Annotated in this window: 15 protein-coding genes; 10 read left to right on the forward strand and 5 right to left on the reverse strand. The window is 67.6% G+C overall.

Translation table 11 applies throughout. From position 1 onward, the window contains the following. Positions 1-167: 167 nt before the first annotated feature. The gene (locus ACRYCC_RS27245) at positions 168-827 is read right to left on the reverse strand and encodes a DUF4352 domain-containing protein (protein ID WP_433816540.1); all 660 of its coding nucleotides are present in this window, start codon (positions 825-827) and stop codon (positions 168-170) included. Between the two features lie 271 nt (positions 828-1,098). Between ACRYCC_RS27245 and drmD the strand changes: the two genes are divergently transcribed. Further along, on the forward strand, positions 1,099-4,221 hold the full coding sequence (drmD, locus tag ACRYCC_RS27250) for a DISARM system SNF2-like helicase DrmD (RefSeq protein ID WP_433816541.1): 3,123 nt from the start codon (positions 1,099-1,101) through the stop codon (positions 4,219-4,221). Then, positions 4,221-8,354, forward strand: a complete 4,134-nt coding sequence (locus tag ACRYCC_RS27255) for an Eco57I restriction-modification methylase domain-containing protein (RefSeq protein WP_433816542.1) — start codon at positions 4,221-4,223, stop codon at positions 8,352-8,354. Before drmD ends, ACRYCC_RS27255 begins: the two co-directional genes overlap by 1 nt. 80 nt (positions 8,355-8,434) lie before the next feature. Here ACRYCC_RS27255 and ACRYCC_RS27260 read toward each other — a convergent pair whose 3' ends face one another. Beyond that, positions 8,435-8,905 carry an ATP-binding protein gene (locus ACRYCC_RS27260; protein ID WP_433816543.1) on the reverse strand — a complete coding sequence of 157 codons (471 nt, stop codon included), beginning with the start codon at positions 8,903-8,905 and terminating at the stop codon, positions 8,435-8,437. 78 nt (positions 8,906-8,983) lie between these two features. On the opposite strand from ACRYCC_RS27260, the gene ACRYCC_RS27265 reads away from it, so the two are divergent. The 3 genes from ACRYCC_RS27265 (at position 8,984) to ACRYCC_RS27275 (ending at position 10,858) form a co-directional block, all read left to right on the forward strand. After that, positions 8,984-9,802 carry a helix-turn-helix domain-containing protein gene (locus ACRYCC_RS27265; protein ID WP_433816544.1) on the forward strand — a complete coding sequence of 273 codons (819 nt, stop codon included), beginning with the start codon at positions 8,984-8,986 and terminating at the stop codon, positions 9,800-9,802. Continuing rightward, positions 9,799-10,002, forward strand: a complete 204-nt coding sequence (locus tag ACRYCC_RS27270; RefSeq protein WP_433816545.1) for a DUF397 domain-containing protein — start codon at positions 9,799-9,801, stop codon at positions 10,000-10,002. Before ACRYCC_RS27265 ends, ACRYCC_RS27270 begins: the two co-directional genes overlap by 4 nt. Before the next feature lie 193 nt (positions 10,003-10,195). Further along, positions 10,196-10,858, forward strand: coding sequence for a DUF3800 domain-containing protein (locus ACRYCC_RS27275; RefSeq protein ID WP_433816546.1), 663 nt, complete (start codon positions 10,196-10,198; stop codon positions 10,856-10,858). A gap of 179 nt (positions 10,859-11,037) precedes the next feature. Here the strand turns inward: ACRYCC_RS27275 and ACRYCC_RS27280 are convergent, their stop codons facing one another. The 3 genes from ACRYCC_RS27280 to ACRYCC_RS27290 all read right to left on the reverse strand — a co-directional run bounded on the left by ACRYCC_RS27280 (position 11,038) and on the right by ACRYCC_RS27290 (position 12,560). Further along, on the reverse strand, positions 11,038-11,604 hold the full coding sequence (locus tag ACRYCC_RS27280) for a DUF6082 family protein (RefSeq protein WP_433816547.1): 567 nt from the start codon (positions 11,602-11,604) through the stop codon (positions 11,038-11,040). Positions 11,605-11,692: 88 nt separating this feature from the next. Beyond that, positions 11,693-12,298 (reverse strand): DUF6879 family protein, encoded by a 606-nt coding sequence (locus ACRYCC_RS27285; RefSeq protein ID WP_433816548.1) that lies wholly within the window; start codon positions 12,296-12,298, stop codon positions 11,693-11,695. Continuing rightward, complete coding sequence (locus ACRYCC_RS27290; RefSeq protein WP_433816758.1) at positions 12,291-12,560, reverse strand: hypothetical protein; 270 nt, start codon at positions 12,558-12,560, stop codon at positions 12,291-12,293. The genes ACRYCC_RS27285 and ACRYCC_RS27290 overlap by 8 nt, the downstream gene beginning before the upstream one ends. A 150-nt stretch (positions 12,561-12,710) precedes the next feature. On the opposite strand from ACRYCC_RS27290, the gene drmA reads away from it, so the two are divergent. The 5 genes from drmA to ACRYCC_RS27315 are packed head-to-tail and all read left to right on the forward strand — an operon-like array spanning position 12,711 to position 22,700. After that, complete coding sequence (gene drmA, locus ACRYCC_RS27295; protein WP_433816759.1) at positions 12,711-16,532, forward strand: DISARM system helicase DrmA; 3,822 nt, start codon at positions 12,711-12,713, stop codon at positions 16,530-16,532. Continuing rightward, positions 16,532-18,430 (forward strand): DrmB family protein, encoded by a 1,899-nt coding sequence (drmB, locus tag ACRYCC_RS27300; RefSeq protein ID WP_433816549.1) that lies wholly within the window; start codon positions 16,532-16,534, stop codon positions 18,428-18,430. The genes drmA and drmB overlap by 1 nt, the downstream gene beginning before the upstream one ends. Positions 18,431-18,466: 36 nt before the next feature. Next, entirely contained in the window at positions 18,467-19,246 is a 780-nt protein-coding gene (drmC, locus tag ACRYCC_RS27305; protein WP_433816550.1) for a DISARM system phospholipase D-like protein DrmC, read from the forward strand. Next, positions 19,243-21,099, forward strand: coding sequence for an N-6 DNA methylase (locus ACRYCC_RS27310; RefSeq protein ID WP_433816551.1), 1,857 nt, complete (start codon positions 19,243-19,245; stop codon positions 21,097-21,099). The genes drmC and ACRYCC_RS27310 overlap by 4 nt, the downstream gene beginning before the upstream one ends. A 38-nt stretch (positions 21,100-21,137) precedes the next feature. Further along, a complete protein-coding gene (locus tag ACRYCC_RS27315; RefSeq protein WP_433816552.1) occupies positions 21,138-22,700 on the forward strand; it encodes a serine/threonine protein kinase in 1,563 nt (520 codons plus the stop codon).

Below are 22,700 nucleotides of genomic sequence, written 5' to 3' on the forward strand. Positions count from 1 at the left end.
GGCGTCTTCGGATCATTGCGCCTGCTGGGATCACTTGGATCTGGGGCACCACCACCCCAAACGTAACGCGAACTGTTCGTCGCGGCCCGTGTCGTCCAGCCGGCGTTCCCCGTGAGCACTACACGTCTACGCGTCATCTTCGCTCCGAAACACGTACGGCTTACGGATCAGCCGGGCAGGGGGATGGTAACGCCTCCGGAGAACATCGAGTCGTGCAGCTTGAGTGACTTGAGCTGCACACCCTTGGGGACGTCGAAGATGAGCACGCCTTTGACACCGTTGCCGGGGTTGATGTCCTTGAGGAAGGCGTTGGACTCGTCGCCCATGGCGATGGTGGCCTCGGTGTCGGAGTCGAAGTCACGGCCTTGGACGTCCGCCAGTTTCTGGTTGGAGTTGTCGAAGGTCCGGGCCTCCTTCCCGATGTTGCGCACGGTGACGTAGACCAGCACGTACTGGCCTTGCGCGGTCCGGCCGAAGTACTGGTCACCGACGCGCCGGACTCCCTTCTTCACCTTGGTGACGGTGAAGGCGAACTTGCCGTCGCGGTACTCCCTGCCGATGCCGTTCATGACCTTCTTGGCTGCAGTGGCCGCCGTGCCCGGCGAGTGCGTGCCAGCTCCGTCGCCACCGGCCTCCGTGGGCGTGGACGGCGAGGCTGGGGTCTTGGACGCCGTGCCGATGATCGCCGCACAGCCGCCTGCCACCACGAACAATCCGACCAGGACTCCGATCGCGATCAGGCAGCCCTTGCCCGCTCCCGATCCACGGCGCTGCGGGGGCGGGCCGTAAGGGGCGGCAGGCCCGTACGGGCCGGGGGTGGGGGTCATGGGGGGCTCCTCGACGTGGGGGGACAGGCGATCGGTCGAGGCCAGATCCTAGCGGCTTTGTGAACTTACTACACGGATTTTTTATGTGTACTTCACTCACATGCGAGACATTCGTAGACATTGCATGATTTGTTCTCTACGGTGGCGGGGAGCCCGTCACGGCGACCGGCAGCGGCCGGGGCCTTCCGGGTGGGATGATCCCTGTGCTACGAAGTGTCCGCGCCTTGTGACCTTGAGTTGAAGACGGGCTGAGGACGGGTTGAGGAGAGACATGTCGACGACGACGGCCGAACAGCCCGCTATCGGGGCCTTGGTCCAGGTCAGGGGCCAGCGCTGGGTGGTCAGCGATTTCGACGCCCAGGCCGCCAGCACCCTGGTCACGCTGCAGAGCGTCGAGGACGGCCGGTACGGCGAGACCTTGTCGGTCATCTGGGAAATCGAACCCGGCCGGCGGACGCTGCCCAGCGGCTCCCTACCGGAGATAACCAAAGACGGCTTCGACTCACCCCGGCGGCTGGCGGCCTTCCTGGACGCCATCCGCTGGTCTGCCGTCACCTCCGCCGACGTGAAGACCCTCCAGGCGCCGTTCCGGTCGGGGGTCGCCATCGAGGACTACCAGTTGGAGCCGGTCGCTCGGGCATTGGACGCGCCCCGGGTGAACCTGCTGCTCGCCGACGACGTCGGGCTCGGCAAGACCATCGAGGCTGGCCTGGTCGCCCAGGAGCTGCTGCTGCGCCATCGCGGCCGCAAGATCCTGGTCGTGTGTCCGGCAGGCCTGACAGTGAAGTGGGCCGACGAGATGGCCGAAAAGTTCGGCCTGGACTTCACGGTCATCGACTCGGAGCGCTGCGCGAGCGTACGCCGCACGCATGGTAGCGCCGCCAACCCGTTCGAGGTCTACCCCCTCGCCATCGTGTCGCTGCCGTGGCTGCGCACTCCCAAGGCACAGCGTCTGCTGGACGAGGTGCTCCCACCGGACGGCCCCACCTATCCGCGCACCTTCGACCTGCTGATCCTGGACGAGGCGCACCATGTGGCACCGGCCGCGCCCAAGCAGGTGTACGCCGTCGACTCCCAGCAGACCAAGCTGATCCGACGGCTGGCCCCGCACTTCACCCACCGGCTGTTCCTGTCGGCCACCCCGCACAACGGCTACCAGGCGTCCTTCACCGCACTACTGGAGATCCTCGACGACCAGCGGTTCGCCCGCGGTGTCGATCCCGACCCCGCCGCGGTCAAGGACACGGTCGTACGGCGCCTGAAACGCGACATCGTCGACGCCGACGGCAAGCCCAAGTTCCGGCAGCGTGACGCCCGGGAGATCCCGGTCGCCTACCCCGAGGACGAGCGGAAGATCCACGGGCTGCTCAAGCAGTTCACCGCGGCCCGGCGCAAGCGCCTCAACCAGAGCCGGGGCCGCAAGGCCGCCGACCTGGTGACCCTGCTGCTGAAGAAGCGCCTGTTCTCCAGCCCGTACGCCTTCGGGCAGACCATCGGCGTCTACGCCGACACGCTGCGCTCCAAGGCCAGGACCGTGGTGGTGCCGGACGAGGAAGAGTGGCTTGAGGAGTTCTTCGAGGAGACCTCGACGCTGGATGACGAGGCGCTGGAGGAGGCCGAGCACGACGCGCTGGCCCGCACCAAGCCGCTCATCCAGGAGAAGCACGACGAGCTCGCGCTGCTCCAGCAGATGAAGGACTGGGCCGATGCGCACGACGCCGAGCCGGACGCCAAAGCCGCCGAACTCATCGGTTATCTGAAGGCGGTCTGCGTCCCCGACGGGAAGAACTGGACCAACGAGCGGGTCATCGTCTTCACCGAATATCGCGACACCAAGAACTGGCTCCGCGACCTGCTCCGCGCCCAGGGCATGGGTGCGGGCCGGGTGGCGGAGCTGGACGGCAGCATGACCGCGCAGGCCCGTGAGCAGTTGCGGCTCGCCTTTCAGAAGGACCCGGCCGACAACCCGGTGCGCATCCTGCTCGCGACCGACGCCGCCAGCGAGGGCATCGACCTGCAGAACCACTGCCATCGGCTGGTCAACTACGACATCCCGTTCAACCCCAACAAGCTGGAGCAGCGCATCGGCCGCATCGACCGGTACGGTCAGCGGGAGGTCCCGGAGATCCGGCATTTCGTGGGCACCGGCTGGGACAAGGCCGTCGACTCCTACGAGGCGGACCTGGAGTTCCTGTCCCGGGTGGCCAAGAAGGTCGCCCAGATGGAGGAGGACCTCGGCTCGGTCAACGCGGTCCTCGCCGACGCCGTGCAGCGCAGGCTGACCGGTGAGATCAGCGACTTCGACATCGAGCGGGCCGGCACCAGGAAGAAGGCGGGAGCCAGGACCGGCAACGTGGCCGCCGAGACCAACGTCGGTGAGCAGGTGCGCAAACTGCGCGCCGAGCTGGACAAGACCATCGAGGAGTTGCACATCAGCCCCGCCGGAGTGCAGCGCGTGGTGGAGGTCGCGCTGGACCTGGCCCGCCAGCAGCCACTGGCCAGGGCCATCGACCCCGACGAGCTGTACGACGTGCCGACCCTGACCGGCTCCTGGGAACGCGCCTCCGCCGGGCTGCTGGAGAAGCTCGCGGCCCCTGGTGAGGAGCCCAGGCAGCGGCCGGTCACCTTCGACCAGAGGGCCGCCAAGGACCGCGAGGACGTGGTGCTCGCCCACCTCGGCCACCCGCTGGTCGCGATGTCCACCCGGCTGCTACGGGCCGCCGTCTCCAATGATGAGATCGGCCTGCACCGGGTGGCCGCCGTGGTGAGCGACGACCCCGAGCTGGAGACCGTGCTGGTCGGCGTGTACTCCCGGTTCGTGCTGGTCGGCGTCGACGGCGTACGGCTGCACGAGGAAGTGCTGCACACCGGCGGCTGGGCCCCGGAGACCGGCCGGTTCCGAAGGTGGGAGAGCCTGAAACGGCTCGGCGACCTGCTGGACCGATCGCTCGGCACCGGCCGGCCCGCGACCCCGCGCCAGCAGGCCCGGCTGGCCGAGCGGTGGGAGAGCGCCCGCGTCCTGGACGGCCTGCGGTCCGCCATCGACTGGCGTACGACCACGCGCCGCGAGTCGCTGGAGCGTACGCTCGCGCAACGTCAGGACGCCGAGCAGCACCGGATCACCGCCAACCTGGCCCAGTTCAAGGCCAGCCTCCAGGCCCAACTCGCCAAGGGCGACGAGCAGGACGCGCTGTTCTCCACCCTGGAGACGCAGAGCAGGGACGAGATCGCCCAATACCACCGGGACCGCAGATCCTGGGAGGAACGCCTGCGGCGGTTGGAGGGCGAGCGCGACTTGGAGCTGGCGCAGATCGCCGCCCGGTACGCCGACCCCCGCTCGCACACCTTCCCCGTCGCCGTGATCTTCGTCGTACCGAAGCAGGAGATGCAGTGATGGCCCCCGGCAGCAGCCGCTTCCCCCGGCACTCCGATACCTTCGACCACTCGGGCTGGCTCGACCTGATCGAGGTCTCCGGACCGTTCCTGTCGATCCCAGTGCTGCGCAGGGCGTGGCCGACGCTCGACGCGGTCGACAAGCAGACCCGCGAACGTCTCCGCCTCGCCCAGGGCACCGGCCTCGGTTCTGGTACGGCCGCCGACCGGCGGGAGTGGATCGACTTCGTGCTGGCCGACCTGCTCGGCTGGGGCGACGCCCTGCACACTTCCGGTCTCGGCGAGCTCGCCCTGGAGGTGGCCGAGCACGACTCCACCCTCACCCCGTCGTTCGCGCTGGCCGAGCCGGGCGAGGACCCCAAGCCCGAGGCGCTGCGGTTGCTCGGCCTGGTCTGCGACGGTTCACCCACCCAGCGGGTCGCGGGGGAGGACTGGGCCGCGACCCCGGTGGACCGGCTCGCCCAGCTCTGCCGGCACCACGACGTACCGCTCGGCCTGGCCACCGACGGCCGGTGGTTCGCGCTGGTCTGGGCACCGCGCGGCGGGGTCACCACCACCGCCGTCTTCGACACCGTCGACTGGGCGACCGCCGCCGAACGCGACGTCGTACGCGCCTTCGTCTCGATCCTGAGCCGGTCCCGGTTCTTCGCCGTGCCCGACGCCGAGACGCTGCCCATGCTGCTGAAGGCCAGCCTGGACAACCAGGAGGACATCACCGAGGCCCTCGGTGTCCAGGTCCGCCAGGCCGTCGAGCTGCTGGTCGCCGCGATCGGCCGCGCGCACACCCTGGACGTCAAGAACGACGGAGCCGGGATCGGCGACGTGTCCGCGCATGAGGTCTACCGGGGCTCGGTCTCGGTGATGATGCGCATCGTGTTCCTGCTGTTCGCCGAGGAACGCGGCCTGTTGCCCGCCGACAAGGAGCTCTACCGGCAGGCGTACTCGGTCGGCCTGCTCTGCGCCGAGCTGGAGGACCACGTCCTCGCGGGCTCCGAGCAGGACCTTGAGCACAGCAACGCCGCCTGGCACCGGCTGCTCGCGGTCTTCAACGCCGTCTACTTCGGGGTCTCGCACCCCGACCTGACCATGCACGCCCACGACGGCTCCATCTTCGACCCCTACCGTTATGACTGGCTGCCGCTGACCATCGATGACCGCACCGTGCTGCACATGCTGCGCGCCGTGCAGTACGTGCAGATCGGTACGGGTCGCAACCGCGAGCGCCGCAGGCTGTCGTTCCGTGCCCTGGACGTCGAACAGATCGGGTACGTCTACGAGGGCCTGCTGTCCTTCGAGGGCTTCTACGCCGAGGAGCCCGTGGTCGGGCTGATCGGCAAGGAGGGGTACGAGGAGGAGGTCCCGCTCCGGGTGCTCGCCGACCACGCCGCCGCGTGCGCCACGGTGGAGGAGCTGGCCGCCCGGCTCGCCGCCGAGTACAAGGACTCCAAGATCGGCTCTGCGGCGGCGCTGACCAAGAAGCTCGCTCCGCTCGCCGGAGCGGACCGCCAAGAGGCCGAACGCAAGCTCCTCGCGGTCACCGCGGGCGACTACCAGCTCGCCCAGCAGCTCCTGCCGTTCTACGGCATCATCCGCACCGACCTGCGCGACCTGCCCGTCGTCATCCTCACCGACGCGCTGTTCGTCACCGAGTCGTCGTTGCGCAAGAACACCGGCACCCACTACACCCCGAAGTTCCTCGCCGAGCAGGTCGTCGAGGGTGCCCTGGAGCCCCTGGTCTATTCCCCCGGGCCGTTGCAGACCGCCGACCGCGACGAGTGGCAGCCGCGCTCCTCGCAGGAGCTCCTGTCGCTGAAGGTCGCCGACATCGCCATGGGCTCGGCCGCCTTCCTGGTCGCCGCCTGCCGCTACCTGGCCGGTCACCTGGTCGAGGCCTGGTCCCGCGAGGGCTCGGCGGAGGCCGCCACCTACCTCGCCGCACCCCGCTCCGAGGTCGCGGCCGACGCGGACGCCGACCCGCTGATCATCAAAGCCCGGCGGCAGATCATCGAGCACTGCCTGTACGGCGTCGACATCAACCCGATGGCCGTCGAGATGGCCAAACTGTCCCTCTGGCTCATCTCCATGGACCCGAAGCGTCCCTTCACCTTCCTCGACGACCGCCTCATCGCCGGCGACTCCCTGCTCGGCATCACCTCACTCGACCAGCTCGAAGTCCTGCACATGGACGCCCGCCGCGGCCGGGAACTACACGAGGACGACAGCGCCCTGTTTAACCTGACCACGGGCCTACGAGAGATGGTCGGAGAGATCGCCGCCGACCGGCAACGCCTGGTCGAGATCGACGGTACGACGCTGGAGGCGCTGGCCGAGAAACGTCAGGTACTCGCCGAGACCGAGGCCAAGTCCGCCCGCGCCCGCCTCATCGCCGACCTCGCCGTGGGCGCGGCACTGGCGTACGCTCGCAGTGGTGGTAACGGTCTCGACACCTCCTCCCACCAGGCGATTCGAGCCGCCACGAAGCTCATTGCCAAGGATCTGCGGCAGGAAGATAGCGATGAAGTGGCGGAGGAGCGGGAGCTTGCCGTTCAGGATCAGTCCCAGATGTGGCTGAGGGCGGACCTGCCATTCGGCGGCTTCGAACGTGAGCCCGTGCATTGGCCCTTGGCGTTCCCCGAGGTGTTCGGCCCTACCCGCCCAAACGGCACCGGCTTCGATGCAATCATTGGAAACCCACCCTTCCTGGGTGGACACAAGATTGGTTCATTTTCGGGAGGTCTCTACCGGGAGTACCTTGTTCAGGCTGTTGGTGGGGGCGCGCGAGGCCGAGCAGATCTAGTAGCGTACTTTGTTCTTCGTTCGCACGAACTACTAGGCAACGATGGCCAGGCGGGATTGATTGCCACAAATACACTGGCGCAAGGTGATACGCGCGAAGTCGGTCTTGACCGGCTGATTGAAGACGGCACCACCATACGTATGTCGATTAAGAGTAGGCCTTGGCCTTCAAGAAGCGCAGCACTTGAGTACTGTGCGATTTGGAGCACTCTTGTACCTCTGGGACCGCGCGCCGCGACTGTTGCTGATGGGATAACCGTCGCCGGAATTACCTCTTCCCTTGTGGGCAGGTCGAGAATCTCAGGAAACCCTTTCGTTCTGGATGCCAGCGGCGGCCTAGCTTTCAAAGGTTGCGATATTGGCGGACTTGGGTTCACGCTGAGTCCTGACGATGCAGCGCAGATGATTGAGAGCGATAGTCGGAATTCTGATGTTCTTCGCCCATACATGAATGGAAAGGATCTAAATTCTCGACCAGACCTCACGGGCGGTAGGTGGGTGATTGACTTCAATGATTCTTCAGAAGATCAGGCCAGGGTATATTCGACTATCTTTCGGATTGTCGAAGAGAGGGTCAAGCCGACTCGAAGCGGGAGCGGTTCGGCCCCTTATTGGCAATATGCGCGAAGGCGCCCAGCCCTACGTGAGGCGATAAAAGATTTGGAGCAGGTCATTGCCCTCGCTCAATCGAGTAGCACTGTTGCGCCCGCACTTATTGAGAACCACTGCATCCTCGATCAAAAGATCGTTGTTTTCGCATCAAAGGACCACGCACTCCTTGCCCTATTGAGTAGCGCTCATCATTACTGGTGGGCGAGGGCACGAAGTTCAACTCTGAAGACTGATCTGAGCTACACACCATCAGATGTCTTCGAAACCCTGCCATTGCCTGAGCCAACGCAAGCGATGCGGGAGCGGGGGCATCGGCTCGACACGTTCCGCCGAGAGCTCATGTTGGCTCGGCAGTCGGGGCTGACGACGACGTACAACCTCGTGAACAGCAAAGAGTGCAACGACGCGGACATCGTGGAGTTGCGGGTGATCCATCAGGCGATCGATGAGGCGGTGTGCCGGGCGTATGGCTGGGATGACCTGATCCCGCAGCTCGACCATGGCATTCACCCGGTCGGCCGGGACACCCGGTTCACCGTCGGCCCGGCCGTGCAGCGGGAGCTGGTGGACCGGCTGCTCGAACTCAACCACGAGCGCTATGCCGCCGAGGTCGCCGCCGGCCTGCACGACAAGAAGACCAGGAAGCCCGCCCGCGGTGCGACGACCCCCAGGCCCACTTCTCGCAAGCCTGATGTCGACCCCGACCAGGGCGCCCTGGACTTCTGATGCCCACCCCCACTCTCTGCGTGATCATGCAATCAATCGAGGAACGATTGTGTGATCACAGAGGGGCTGGGGGGTGTGGGTCAGGTGTGGAGTCTGGCCCAGACCCATTTGCCGGGGGAGCGGCCGGTCCGGGGGTCGATGGGGTCGGGGTGGTGACCCCACTCGGTGGACAACGCCGCGACGAGGTGCAGGCCCCGGCCGCCGTTGGCGTCGAAGTTGTGCTCGGACAGGTCGAGGCTCTCCAGGGTCAGTTCGACTACCGGAGCCGGCCGGGGCGGGCGCGGGCTGCAGTCCCAGACAGCGACCAGCACCCCGGTCGGCTCCCGGCGCAGCGCGAACCGTATTTCCCGGTTTGGCGTCTCTTTGGTGGCATTCCCGATGAGTTCTGCCACCACGATAAGGGTGTCTTCGGAAATATGCGAACAGCCCCATTTGCCCAACCGCTGGCCGGTGAGCGTACGCGCAAGGCCCGCCGACGCCGGGGACGCGAGCATGGGCATGCGCATTTCGTCTGTTATGGCAGTCATTCCCGAACCATCCTTGAGAAGCATTCGAAATTCTGTTCTCAGAATGGCTCTTACGGTCTAGGATCTGCTGTGTCTCCAAAGACCCGAAACATCGGAGGAGAAATGCCGATCAACGTCCGAGAGCCTCTCGACCCCAAGATCTCCCTCTGGCACTTCCTGGCCGTGCAACTCAGGTTCGAACGAGAGAAGCAAGGCCTCTCGCTCACGCAATGGGGAAAGATCATCAACGCGGCCCGCTCGACTGTTTCCAACGTGGAGGCGGGTCGGCTGAAGATCGACGAACAGCAGGCCATCAGCATCGACAGGAAATCGGATACCGGCCGGCTCTTCGAGCTGCTGCTCTGGTACGCCCAGATCGCGCACAACCCCGACTGGTTCCGCCAGTACAGCCAGTACGAGGCGACGGCCACCGCCATCAAGATCTACCACGGTCAGGCCATCCCCGGCCCGCTCCAGACTGACGACTACACCAGAGCGCTGCTCCAGGCGAGGCGGTTCCGGGATGTCGAGACGGCGCTGACCGAGCGCGTCGCTCGCAAACGAGCAATCCTGGACCGCGAAGATCCACCGTTCCTGTGGGTGCTGATGGACGAGCACGTGCTTGCCTGGCCAGTGGGTGGCCCGGAGGTCATGAAGGCACAGCTCCAGCACCTCCGCGCCATGGCCGATCTTCCGCACGTGAGCGTACGGATCATTCCCACGTCGTCCGGTGCTCATCTCGGTATCGACGGCCCGTTCCAAGTCATCAGCATGGAGAACCGGGATGTGGCCTATTCCGGCGCCCAGAACGGCGGACGGCTGATCGAAGGGACCGGCGAGGTCAAAGAACTCGCCGTAAAATTCGACCATATCGGAGCAAAAGCCGCTTCCGAGGACGTCTCCCGGGCCCTTATCGAGCAGTATCTGGAGAGGTACACATGACCCCACGCGACGACATCCACTGGCGTAAGAGCTCCCGCAGCGGCGGCGTCGAGGACGATGCCTGTGTCGAGGTGGCGCGGCTGGGCTCCGGCATCGGAGTCCGCGACTCCAAGCACCCTGCCGCCGGCCACCTCGCCCTGACCCCCACCGTGTTCGCCGGCCTCCTCGCCCAAGCCAAGCAGGGCACCTTCGACCGCTGATTCTCAGCCCTCCGCGATCATGTGGGTCTTGGAGCACCTCCGCATGATCACGGAGGGCGAGCGCCCACTGGGCGTTCCTCGGAGAGGTCAGTGGTAGTGGGGGCCTATCGCTCACGGAGATTTCCGCTGAACTACAAGAAGGTGACTGTGGTAGTAAAGATTTCCGAACACGGCCTATTGGGAAAGGTGTGGCGTGGCGGAGATCTACATGTATGCGGACGAGACGGGCGATATGGACATGACTGGCTCGCCTGGAACGAGCCGCTACTTCGGCTTCGGAACGGCCGTGTTCAATGGGGATCATGGCAAGGAGCTCTGGGAGGGACTGCGGCTCCGCGCCGAACTGGAGCGGAAGGGGGTGAACGTTCCGCGCGGTCTGCACGCGAAGGAGGACTCCCACACCACTCGCGACGAGGTGTTCGACCTGCTGCGACGCCAAGGCCCTCGGCTCGATACGACCTTCCTCTACAAGGCCAACGCGTTTCGTCAAGTCAGGGAAGCGGGCCAGCCGAGGCTCTACAAACTTGCCTGGTACCTCCACTTCAAGGAGATTGCGCAGCGCGTGAGTCGTCCAGGCGACACCCTCTACGTCATAGCGGCCTCGCTTTCGACCAACCGCAAGACGATGAACGCTCGAGCCGCGCTCGCCGACGTGTGCGCGCAGAGCGCCTATGGCCGGGAGATCGTGCTTTGCGTATGGGACGCGCCGAGCGCGTGGGGCATCCAGGTCGCCGACTACGGATTGTGGGCGGTGCAGCGGACTCTCGAAGGCCGCCCCTGCAAGTGGTACCAGGACTGTGTGCTGCCCACGCTGGCGACCACGTTCCTTCCGTGGGGGCGCTGGGAGCAGGCATAGTAAGGGCCGGCTATCTCGGTCTCCCGAGAAGAGGTCCCCTGGACCCCTTGTCACCGGCCAACCTCAGTACATGTCATGGGCCGTCCCACGTCAAGTCCCTTGAAGTAAGAGGCCAGGGTGGCGCTGAGAGTGCAGGACGGCTGCTGAACAGCCACGCGAGAGCGTGCCCGGCACTTCCGCTACCGCGTGCGTGGCGCGGGCGAGGGGCCGGGTGCGATGGCTTTCAGGTACTCCTCGTCGAGGATCTGGTGAAACCGGCGGGCTTTGCGGCTCTCGGAGGTGTCGGTGCGCAGGGTGCGGGTGTCGGTCCAGAACTGCCGCCCCGGCGGCGCCTGGAACATGTGTGCAGCCGCCTCACGGAGATGGAGCTCGGTGAGCTGGCCGAGTTCGTACCTGCTCTCCCAGTACGACAGGATCAGGTTGACGTACATGGCCTGCCTCTGTCCCACGGGGTCGGTGGCGGAGGAGTACGGACCCCAGCACTCCAGGTAGGCCGGGTCGTCCATCGCCATCTTCAGCAGGTCGGTATGGATCAGCCGGGACGACTGTTCTCGGTTGGCCTTCGACTCACGGGCCTGCAGAACCAGCGAGGCCGCCACCCCGGCCAGCGCGAACACCGACAGCAGGGCAGCGGCCGCACCGTAGGTCTGCCCGATGTCGCCGCGCCGGGTCCAGGACCCGCTACTGCCGTCGAAGAGATCGAGTGCCAGTGGCGAAACGGCGACCAGGATGACTGAGATGGACACGAGGGAGATGACGAGCAGTCTCGCGGACAGCGGTCCCGTGAATGTGGTTCGGCGTGATCGGCCTGCCATCGACTACCTCACCGGTCGTCTAGGAGGGCTCGGGCGAGCCCGTCAGCACTCCGGTCCGGGCCAGAAAGCCGTCCAGGTCCTCGCCCTGCCGCCACAACGACTCCAGTTCCGTGCGGCATCCTGCCGCGATCCCAGGGTCGGACTGCAGCTTCGCTCCTGTGACGATGCCGTCGCCGTCGTACCGCACCTGGTAGACGGTGTCGGCACCGAGCACGATGATCTCAGGCAACGGATCGGCAGTCTCCCAAGGCCTGGCGATCGACGGGTCCAGCACTCTGATGCGCTCCCCGAGGTCTGCGCGGATGCGCAGGACGTACAGCTCCCACCGCAGGTAGTCCGACAGCGGCAGCTCGACGACCCGCACCCGACGCTGGACGATGCCCTTGGCGTCGAGCCTTCGCTGATGCTCGGCGATGCCGGCGCGCATCTCGTCCGCGAGCAGGTGAGCGCGAGGCCAGTCGCCTTCGTCCATTGCCGCCCAGCTCGGCACGTCGGGTTCCCGGAAGGTCTGTCGGCGCTCCAGCTTCCACGAGGACTCCACCCGCCAGAAGCGGGCCTCGAAGTCCTCGAAGTAGTCGTCGAGCTTCAACTCCTTGCCGGGAAGCCCTGCGACCCGCTCAAGCATCGGGAATGTCGGGCTTGGCCGCGATGACCATATTCCGGGGAATGATGACCAAACGTTCGTCGGCGACGATGCTGACGCCGGTCGGCAGCCGGCCCGCGTACTGCTCGGTCAGGTCGCGGCCGATCACCGCGATGTCGCCATTGTCCAATTCCCAGATATCCGGGCAGGCAGGTGTGGCATTGGTGTCACCGAGTTCGAGCGCCGACTTCCCCAGCCGTCGCTTGAAGTCGGCTGACGGATCGGCCTCCCAAGGTCGATTCAATCTGATCTCCTCGAATCGTCTACGGCGCCTCTCCCGAACATCGCACGGCGTGGTCGCCATTTTGTCAAGCTCATGGACGCAGATACCTGACATGGTTGAAAGAGGTGTGGCGTGACCCCGGATGAACAGGGCGAACTCTTCGATTCCGGAATGCCCAAGCAGCAGGGCCTGGAGCTGAGCGGCGGTGGCGAGGCCGAGACCAAGGCGGAGCAGCAGGCCGTGATCCAGCCGCTGGACGTGCCGCAGGCGTTTGAGTCGGCGAGCTCCTTCCAGGTGCGGGACGAGCTGGAGGACTACATCCGGCGGGACCTGCTCGGGCCGTGGGACGGACCGCTGGAGCAGTTCCCGCCCAAGCGGATGGGGCCGCGAGAGCGCTATCTGCTGGGGATGCTCGGCCCCAAGCAGGCCGCGAAGTCCACGGTGGACGACGCCGGTGAGGTGCCCGACACCGAGTCCGGGGTGGGCGGCGACGCGTCCGAGGTGGAGCTACCGGAGATCCTCAGCCCGCAGGCACTGGGCAAGATCTGGGCGTCCTCGATGGGCCTGTCGTTCTGCGTGCCCGCCAATGTGGACGTGGTCAGCGTCACGGCTGAATGGGGCCGCTACGACGAGACCGAGCACGAGACCGACGAGGGCAAGAAGGTCCGGGCCTGGTCCCGCGAGCCGTACGTCCGGGAACTGGGCAGGGACGGCCTCGCGGAGGTACGGCTCGACGCGGAGCCCTCGTACAAGATCCCGCTGACCGGGGCGCACGAGGACGAGCCCGGTGTCCTGCTTGCGGTGAACGTACGGCCCCGGGACGGCAAGCGGGTCGTCGAGATCACGCTGATCAACGGGCAGCGGGAGCAGACCGGGAGCACCGCCGACACCACCTGGCTGTTCCAGGCACAGCTCACCGTGACCGCGCTGGACGGCGCCAAGCCGATCTTCCTGCCGGTGGACGATCCGCTCGACGACCTGGCCGCGGTGGGTTCGGACGGTGAGGAACTGCATCTGCGGCTGCTCTACCGCAACGAGCGCAGGTACGCCGCCGGCCGAAACGTGGCCGTACACGCGGAGGTCGACGAGGGCGAGCGCAGAGCCTGCGTGCTGCGGACCACCTGGCTGCCGTCCTACAACGTGCCCGCCACCATCGCCCCGGTCGGCGAGGGCACCCCGCTGGAGCACGTCGAGCTGTCCATGGACGTCCTCGCCACAGCCGGCCCCGAGGAGCTGAAGCGCGGCCTCCAGCCGCTGATCGATGGCTATCAGGACTGGCTGGACCACCGTGAGGCGCAGATCCCCGGATTGCCGGAGCCGCTACGGCCCGCGGCCACCAAGGCCACCTATGACGCGCGCCAGGCGGCGAAGCGGATCGCCGCCGGGGTAAGCCTGCTGACCGACCCGTCCGCTCCGTACCACTCCGACGCCCTGCGGGCCTTCCACTTCGCCAACGAGACGATGGCGCTCCAGCGGCGGCACACCGCGCTCGCTCCGCTCCGCGAGGAGGGCATGACCTTCCAGCAGGCCGAAGAGGTGATCGGGCAGCAGGGGGAGAAGGCCGCGAGCTGGCGGCCGTTCCAGCTCGCTTTCGTGCTGCTCAACCTGCCCTCCCTCACCGACCCCGCTCATCCTGAACGCGCCGCCGATCACACCGCGCTGGTGGACCTGCTGTTCTTCCCCACCGGCGGCGGCAAGACCGAGGCCTACCTCGGCCTGACCGCCTACACCTTCGCGATCCGCAGGCTGCAGGGCCTGCAGGGCACCGGCGAGGACGCGCGCAGCGGCGAGGCGGGGGTGGCCGTGTTCATGCGCTACACCCTTCGGCTGCTCACCGCCCAGCAGTTCCAGCGGGCAGCGGCGCTGATCTGCGCGGCTGAGGTGCTGCGCCGCGCCGACCCCGGCACCTGGGGGGACGAGCCGTTCCGGATCGGCCTGTGGGTGGGGGCGGGGGTGTCGCCCAACTGGTTCGATGACGCCAAGGACCAGGTCTTCGACGCCCGGACCTCCGGTGACGGCAAGCGCGCCAACGTGTTCCAGACCCTGGCCTGCCCGTGGTGCGGGGAGCGGTTGCGTGCCGAACGCGACCTGCACATCGACGAGGCCCAGCGCCGGATCCTGCTCTACTGCCACCGGGGTGAGGGCGCGGAGGCCTGCCCGTTCTCCCGGCGGATGGCCGACGGGGAGGGCCTGCCGATCCTCACCGTGGACGAGGAGATCTACCGGTACGCGCCGAGCCTGGTCATCGCGACCGTGGACAAGCTCGCCCAGCTGCCCTGGAAGGGCTATGCCGGGATGCTGTTCGGCCGGGTCCGCCAGCGGTGCCCCCGGCACGGATACCGGCACGACGATCTGGACGAGAAGACCGGCTGTGCCAGCAGGCACCAGAAGAAGGACGCGCTGCCGGCCGTCTCCTCTCAGCCGGTCGTACGGCTCCGCCCGCCCGATCTGATCATTCAGGACGAGCTGCACCTGATCTCCGGGGCGCTGGGCACCACCGTCGGACTGTTCGAGGCGGCCATCGCCGAGCTGACCAGCCGGCCGTACGACGGCAGGCTGACCGGCCCGAAGATCATCGCCTCCACCGCCACGACTAAACGGGCCCGCGAGCAGGTGCTCGGGGTGTTCGGGCGGGATCTGGCGGTGTTCCCGCCGCAGGTCATCGACGTGGCGGACACGTTCTTCTCCCGCCAGGTGCCCATCACCCCGCAGACTCCCGGCCGCCGCTACCTGGGGCTCTGCGCGCACGGGGTGCGGATCAAGTCGGCAGAGATCCGGCTGGCGGAAATCCTGCTGCTGGCCGGTCAGACGCTGTTCGACAGGTACGGCGAGGCCGCCGACCCGTACATGACGATGGTCGGCTACTTCAACGCCACCCGGGAACTGGCCGGGATGCGCCGCTACCTCGACGACGACGTCACCACCCGGGTCCGCCGGCACGGCAAGGCCAAGGGCCTGTCGGACCGGATCGTCACCCGGGCCGGGATGCTGACGATCCAGGAGCTCACCTCCCGGATCTCCTCGGGCGACATCACCGACGTGCTCAAACGGCTGGAGCACGGCTTCGACGCCGACCTGGACACCTCCCGGCGCCGTTACGACTGCCCGGCGGAGATGGCGCGCTTCATGAAGGCCAAGAAGGAGGCCACATCCAGGGAGAAGGTCACCCCGCCGCACCCGTTCGCGCAGCGGTTCAACGACCGGCAGCGCGCCGAGCTGCAGCCCGTGGACGCGGTGCTGGCGACCTCGATGCTCCAGGTGGGCGTGGACGTGTCACGGTTCGGGCTGATGGTGGTGGTCGGCCAGCCGAAGAACACCGCCGAGTACATTCAGGCGTCGTCTCGGGTCGGCCGGGACGCCGCCCGGCCGGGGCTGGTGGTGACGCTCTACAACTGGTCGCGGCCGCGTGACCTGGCGCACTACGAGGACTTCGAGCACTATCACGCGACCTTCTACCGGCAGGTCGAAGCCCTGTCGGTCACCCCGTACACCCGCCGGTCCATCGATCGGGGAGCTGCCGCCACCTTCGTCGCCGCGGTCCGCAACGCCGCCGAGGACAACTCCCGCAACCATGACGCCTTCGACGTGGACCTGGACGGCCCGCTCGTGGAGGAGATCACGCAGAGGCTGCTCGACCGGGCCGAGGCGGTCGCGCGGGAGCGCGGCCGGGGCTACCTCCAGGAGGTACTCGACGTGATCAAGGACACCTGGGTGCGGGAGCGGGACAGCGGCACGGTCCGGCTCGGCTACCGCGACGGGACCTGGAACAAGCAGCAGGTCCGTGGGCTGCTGCAGCCCGCGGGCAACGGCAAGTGGGGCACTCTGACGGCCGGGATGTCCATGCGGGAGACCGAGAACGAGATCAACCTGCTCTTCCCCGGCGGCGCGGCCATCTACGCGCCCCTTTACGGTGATCCGGGCTGGTCGTTCGGGCCACCAGGCGAGGACTCCGACCTCCCGGACGGCGACGAACTCGGGGAGAGTGACGTCTGATGACCGAGACCGAGACTTCCCCCTTCAAGCGCCGGGTCGGCAATGTCCGGCCCAGCCATCTGATGTTCACCAGCGGGGTCGGCTCCCTGGTGGACCTGCCGAACTTCTCCGTCCTGATCAAAGGGCTGGACGACTGGAACTACCAGATGTCGGATTGGTCGCCGATCGCGGAGCCGAGACTGCTGGCGGCCGTGCAGGCCGTCGTCGGCAAGAGCGTGACCGAGCTGAGGCCGGCTCCGTGGATGGAAGGGCTGGACAAGAACCCGAACGGGCCCGCCTCCCGGGTCGGGGTCCCGGTGGCGCCGTTCCCGAGCTGGCTGCGCTGTACCGCCTGCAACGAACTCGGCGCCCTCGACTCCGGAATCTTCGAGTTCGAGAACACCAAGCCCCGCAAACCACACGAGGCGCGCTTCTTCCACGACAAGTGCAAACGCAAGAAGCCGCTCGCGGTGGCGGCCCGGTTCGTACTGTCGTGCACGGCCGGGCACCTCGACGAGTTCCCCTACCGGCTCTTCGTGCACCGGGGCAGCGACTGCGCCAAGGCCACCCACCCCCGGCTGCGGATGGACGACCGGGGCGGCAACCTCGGCGCCAACGTCGAGATCGCGTGCGTCAACTGCGGGGAGCGCCGCAACATCCGGGAGGCCATGGGCAAACGCGGCGAGGAGAACCTGCCGCGCTGCCGGGGCCGCCACCCGCACCTGTCGATCTTCGATCCCCAGGGTTGCGACAAAGACCCGAAGGTGCTGGTGGTGGGCGCCTCCAACCAGTGGTTCGCACAGACGATGTCGGCGCTGGCCGTCCCGCAGTCGGGCGCCAGCGCCCTGGACGCCACTGTGGAGCGGCACTGGACCGCCATCGAGCCGTTGCCGACCATGATGTACGCCTACGCCCGGGGCAACGTCCCGGCCTTCCGGGACCTCGCCCAGTGGAGCGATGAGGAGATCGCCGAGGCGGTGGCCCGCCACCGGGCCAGGCTCGACGGCGGACAGGACGAGCCGGCCCCCGACGCGTATCCGGACCTGCGCACTCCCGAATGGGAGGTGTTCTCCGCCACCAGCCTTCCCGAGGAGAACAACGACTTCACCCTGCGCCGGGATCTGGACGGGGTGCCCGCCGCGCTCACCGGCATCTACGCGGACGTGATCCAGGCCGAGCGGCTCCGCGAGGTCCGGGCATTGATCGGCTTCACCCGGCTGGACGCCCCCGACCCCGAAGATCCAGGTCTGGTGACCCGGGTCCGGCTGGCCCGCTCCAAACCCGGCTGGGTGCCGGCCAGCGAGGTACGCGGTGAGGGCATCTTCCTACGGCTGCCCGAAGACCTCCTCCAGGCATGGGAACTGCGCGCCGAGAAGTCCGAAGCCATCCGCGCCCACCGTGAGGCCTACGGCCGGTACCGGCGCAACCGGTACTCCGACCGGATCATGACGGACTTCGACCCGATGGCGCACTGGCCTGGAGCCCGGTTCATCGCCCTGCACACCCTGTCCCATCTGCTGATCCGTACGATCTCGCTGGAGTGCGGCTACAGCTCCGCCAGCCTGTCCGAACGCATCTACTCGGGAACCGAGGACAACCCGCACCGCGGCGGCATCCTGATCTACACCGCCGTTCCGGACGCGGAGGGCACCCTCGGCGGGCTGGTGTCGCTGGCCGAGCCTGACCAGCTGCTGCGGCTCACCCGTCGGGCGCTGGCCGACGCCCGGCACTGCTCCTCCGACCCGCTCTGCGCGGAACGGCTGCCGCACCACCCCGCCGACTTCCTGCACGGCGCGGCCTGCCACGTGTGCCTGTTCGTGTCGGAGACCACCTGCGAGCGCGGAAACAGGTTCCTGGACCGCCGGTTCCTCGTCCCCATCGACGACACCGATCTGGCGTTGTATCCAGAGCTGCCATGACCTGTCCGGGACTGTCATGATCTCTCTGGAACTGTCATGACAGAACCGATGGAGGGCTTCGACGTGCCGGTGGAGCGCTTCGAGTCGGCGGTGGCCGCCTTGGCGACGGGCCTCGGGCCATCGCGGCTGCGGGCCCTGGCCGAGCGGATCGAGTCGAACGCGCCGCGTAGCGTTGTCCTGGGGGCCGTCCCCGGAGCGGCTTCGGAAGCGGCGGCGATCTATGACGCCGTCTGGGACGAGGAGGATCTTTCGGTCGACACGGCGGGCGCCTACCTGCGCGGAGTGGCTGCCGGACTCGCCCACCAGGAGACCGTGGTGGGGGTGGATTCGGTGTGGAGCGGGCCGAGCGTGCACGGGGTGCCCGTCCGGGCGACCGCGCAGGTATTGATCGGCCTGATCGGGCAGGCCACGTCGGAGCTGATGCTGATGACCTACTCGGCCAAGCCGCATGAGCCGCTGCGCGAAGCCCTCGGCGCAGCGGTTCGCCGAGGCGTCGCGGTGATGGCGGTCGTGGAGACCCTGCAAGGGGCGGGCAGCGCCATCTCGGGGCAGGAACCCGCGCTGGCGTTCCACGGCCTGGGGGTCGAGCTGTGGCACTGGCCCGCCGCACGACGGGCCGAGCAGGGCGCCAAGATGCACGCCAAGATCGCGGTCGCGGACCGCCGGGAGCTGCTGGTGTCGAGCGCCAACCTCACCCAGTCGGGGGTCGGCAGGAACATCGAGGCCGGTCTGCTGGTCCGTGGCGGCACCGCCCCGCAGCGGGCCGCCGAGCACATCACCGCGCTGCGGTCCGCCGGGATGCTGGAGCGGTTGTGACGAAAGAAGAGGCATTGGTCACGGCCGCCGACATCGCCCGGCTGACGGGCTACGGGCGCGCGGCGGTCAGTAACTGGCGGCGCCGCTACGACGACTTTCCTCACCCTGTGGGCGGCACGGCCAGCAGCCCGCTGTTCGCGCTGTCGGCCGTAGAGGGCTGGCTGGCCGCCCAGGGCAAGCAGGTCGAGGTCTCCGAGGAAGAACGCCTCTGGCAGCAGGTCCGTACCTCCGCCGATGACCGGCGGCTCGGGGACCTCGTAGCGAAGCTGGGCGATCTATTCACCGAGAATCCCAGCGCCCTACAGGATCCGCTGTATCGGCTGGCCGCGTCGCTGGCGGCGGTGCGCGGCGCCGCGAACACCTTCGAGTTCCTGGTCGATCGCTATGCGGAGGCGCACTCCCGGCGTGTCGTCACCACACCACGGGACACCGCCGTGCTCATGGCCGAGCTGGCCGGCATCGACGGAGGGTCCGTCCTCGATCCAGCCTGCGGCATCGGGTCGCTGCTGGTCGCGGCGGTGCCGCACCGGCCAGAGCGGGTGCTCGCCCAGGACCTGGAGCCGGCCATGGCGACCATCGCGGGAGCACGGGCCCGATTGCTGGAGACCGCCGTCGAGATCAGGAGCGGTGATTCGCTGCGGGAAGACGGGTTCCCCGGCGAGCGAGTCGACGTCGTCCTGTGCGAGCCGCCCTTCGGTGATCGCGCCTGGGGTTATGACGAACTGACCAGCGATCCCCGCTGGACCTACGGTCTGCCACCGCGTGGTGAGCCCGAGCTGGCGTGGGTGCAGCATGCAATGTGGCATCTCAAGCCGGGCGGCCGGGCAGTCGTCCTGATGCCTGCCGCCGCCGCCGACCGGCGGTCCGGCCGCCGGATCCGCTCTCAGCTCGTGCGGGCCGGAGCCCTGCGGGCAGTGGTCGAGTTGCCTAGCGGATACGCGTCCGCTTCCGCCGCGCCACCACACCTGTGGCTGTTGAGACGGCCCTCCGCCGATGATCCGCTGCCCAGCCATGTTCTGATGATGAACGCCGCCGTCCTAGAGGCGACCGACGTACGTTCCAGCGTGGTAGCGCGCTGGAAGGCCTTCAATCGCCGGCCCGACGAGGCCGGTGAGTCGGGGCTGAGCCGGGCCGTTCCGCTCGTGGACCTGCTCGACGAGGTGGTGGATCTGACGGCCACCCGGCATGTGCCCCGATCGGTCACCGGCGGGCCTGACTTCGCGGTGGCACATGCGGGATTCGAGCAACTCTGGGCCGCCCTGGGGGACGCAGCCTCTCTGGTGTCCCTCCGGGAGCAGACCACGGACCTGCCCATGACGACCGTCAGCGAACTACTGCACAGCGGCGCGGTCACGCAGCATCAGTCTCCGATCAAGATGGAGACCGATGCCGGGGACCTGCCGCTGCTGACGGCCAAGGACGTGATGCTCGGCCGGCTGGCATCCGGCCGTGCCTCGGATGTTCCCGGCATCGTCATGCTGCAGCCCGGGGACGTGGTGGTGCCACAGATCGCCCGGCAGATCGAGGCCAGGGTGGTCGACACCCAAGGCGTCGCAGCCGGCCCGCAACTTCAGGTCTTCCGTCCCGACCCGCAGCGCTGCGACCCGTACTTCCTGGCTTGCTTCCTGCGCGCCGCAGGCCTGGCCCCGGCGGGCTCCACGGCTTCGCGAACGGATGTACGGCGCGTGGCCATTCCGCGACTACCGCTTGAGGACCAGCGACCTTACGGGGTGGCGTTCCAGCGGCTCCAGGCACTGAACGACGCACTGCGTGCACTCAACGAGGCAGGAGAGGTCCTGGTCGAGCTGGGCCTCGCAGGTCTCGGTGACGGGAGCCTGCGCCCACAGGGCTGAGTGTGTAGGTTCGAGACGCGCTGACGGGAGGACGGGCATTGGTCACGACCATCGCCGACCGGTACCGATTGGACCCCGTGCACATCGGCAAGGGTGGAATGGGGGAGGTCTGGGGCGCCACCGACACCCGGTTAGGCCGCCGGGTCGCGGTGAAGTTCATCAGCTTCCCCGATGGGCGACCCGATCCCGAGCTGACCCGCAGATTCGTCCGGGAGTCCAAGCTCACCGCCCAGCTGGAGCATCCGGGCGTGCCCGTCCTCTACGACGCGGCGAAGGTGACCGAGGGCCCGTTCGAAGGGCGCCTCTACTTGGTGATGCAGCTCGTGGACGGAGTCAACCTCGACGACCTGGTCGCCGAGCAGGATCCGCTGCCGATCGACTGGGCCGCCGCCATCGCCGCCCAGACCTGCGCGGTCCTGCAGTACGCCCATGAACGCCAGGTGATCCACCGCGACCTCAAGCCCAGCAATCTGATGCTGTCTCGCGATGGCACCGTCAAGGTGCTGGACTTCGGCCTGGCGGTCGCGCTCAACGCCACGGACCAGTCGAGGATCACCCATACGAACCAGATGCTCGGCACGTTGGCGTACATGTCGCCGGAGCAGTTCCGGGGAGAGCCCAGCGCGCTCAGCGATCTTTATGCGCTGGGCTGCGTACTGCACCTGATGCTCACCAGGAAGCTCCCGTTCGACGGTCCCACCGAAGCCTCGATCATGCATGCTCAGATCTACGAAGACCCTGCTCCAGCGCGTTCGCTGCGCCAGGACGTGCCCCTAGGACTGGAGGCGCTCGTCCTGAGACTGCTGGCCAAGATGCCCGGGGAACGGCCAGCCTCGGCCGAGGAGGTCTATGACCTGCTCATGCCGTACTCCGCCACCATCGGTGAGCTGCCCGGATTCGTGGATCCCGGGCTGGGTTCGCTCCGCCGGTACGTTGGCGTCCTCAGCCGGTTCAGCGGGTCGTCCCTGCCGCCTGTGGATCCACCTGACATGGCACCGCCGCTCGCGGCGAAGCCCCTGCCGGCCCCGGATTCCGGGCCGATCAGTCTCGGGGACATCGCCCGCGCCAGGCGGCAGGCCGATCGGCTGGTGCGAGAATCCCGCTACGGCCAGGCGGCTCGGTTGCTCACCGGCACCGCAGACAAGGCCCGTACGGTCCTGGGCGCCGATCACTCGGATGTGATCGGGCTGCGGATGGACCTGGCGAACGTGCTGTTCACCGGCGGTGACTATGCAGAGGCCGCGGTCGCCTTCGAGGCACTGGCGCGGGACTTGGCCCGCCGGGACGGACCCGACGCCGACCTGGTGCTGCGGCTGCGTTTCCAGGAGGCCAGTTGCCAGGCGGTCCTCGGCAATGGCGATCTTGCGCTGGAACGCATGGAGAAACTTCTCGGCGACGAACGTCGCGTCCATGGCGAGGACGACAGCCGGGTGCTGGAGTTGCGTCGGCAGATCGGACTGCTCCTGGCCGGAGTCGGCCGCACCACCGAAGCCTTGCAGGTCTTGGAAGAGCTAGCGGCGGATCTCGGCGCCGGCAATGGACCCGAGCACCCCGCGTCCTACGACCTCCGTAACGAGATCGCCCGTATGAGGGAGAACTGA

Origin of the sequence: Actinomadura scrupuli, from assembly GCF_050971785.1 — a bacterium.
GTDB lineage: Bacteria > Actinomycetota > Actinomycetes > Streptosporangiales > Streptosporangiaceae > Actinomadura_E > Actinomadura_E scrupuli.

What these genes read in the sequence shown, in the direction of transcription:
- ACRYCC_RS27265 (WP_433816544.1), top strand. Translation starts at nt 8,984, where the DNA reads ATGCCGATCAACGTCCGAGAGCCTCTCGACCCCAAGATCTCCCTCTGG.
- ACRYCC_RS27285 (WP_433816548.1), bottom strand. Translation starts at nt 12,298, where the DNA reads ATGCTTGAGCGGGTCGCAGGGCTTCCCGGCAAGGAGTTGAAGCTCGAC.
- drmD (WP_433816541.1), top strand. Translation starts at nt 1,099, where the DNA reads ATGTCGACGACGACGGCCGAACAGCCCGCTATCGGGGCCTTGGTCCAG.
- drmC (WP_433816550.1), top strand. Translation starts at nt 18,467, where the DNA reads ATGACAGAACCGATGGAGGGCTTCGACGTGCCGGTGGAGCGCTTCGAG.
- ACRYCC_RS27255 (WP_433816542.1), top strand. Translation starts at nt 4,221, where the DNA reads ATGGCCCCCGGCAGCAGCCGCTTCCCCCGGCACTCCGATACCTTCGAC.
- ACRYCC_RS27270 (WP_433816545.1), top strand. Translation starts at nt 9,799, where the DNA reads ATGACCCCACGCGACGACATCCACTGGCGTAAGAGCTCCCGCAGCGGC.
- ACRYCC_RS27245 (WP_433816540.1), bottom strand. Translation starts at nt 827, where the DNA reads ATGACCCCCACCCCCGGCCCGTACGGGCCTGCCGCCCCTTACGGCCCG.
- drmB (WP_433816549.1), top strand. Translation starts at nt 16,532, where the DNA reads ATGACCGAGACCGAGACTTCCCCCTTCAAGCGCCGGGTCGGCAATGTC.
- ACRYCC_RS27260 (WP_433816543.1), bottom strand. Translation starts at nt 8,905, where the DNA reads ATGCTTCTCAAGGATGGTTCGGGAATGACTGCCATAACAGACGAAATG.
- drmA (WP_433816759.1), top strand. Translation starts at nt 12,711, where the DNA reads ATGCCCAAGCAGCAGGGCCTGGAGCTGAGCGGCGGTGGCGAGGCCGAG.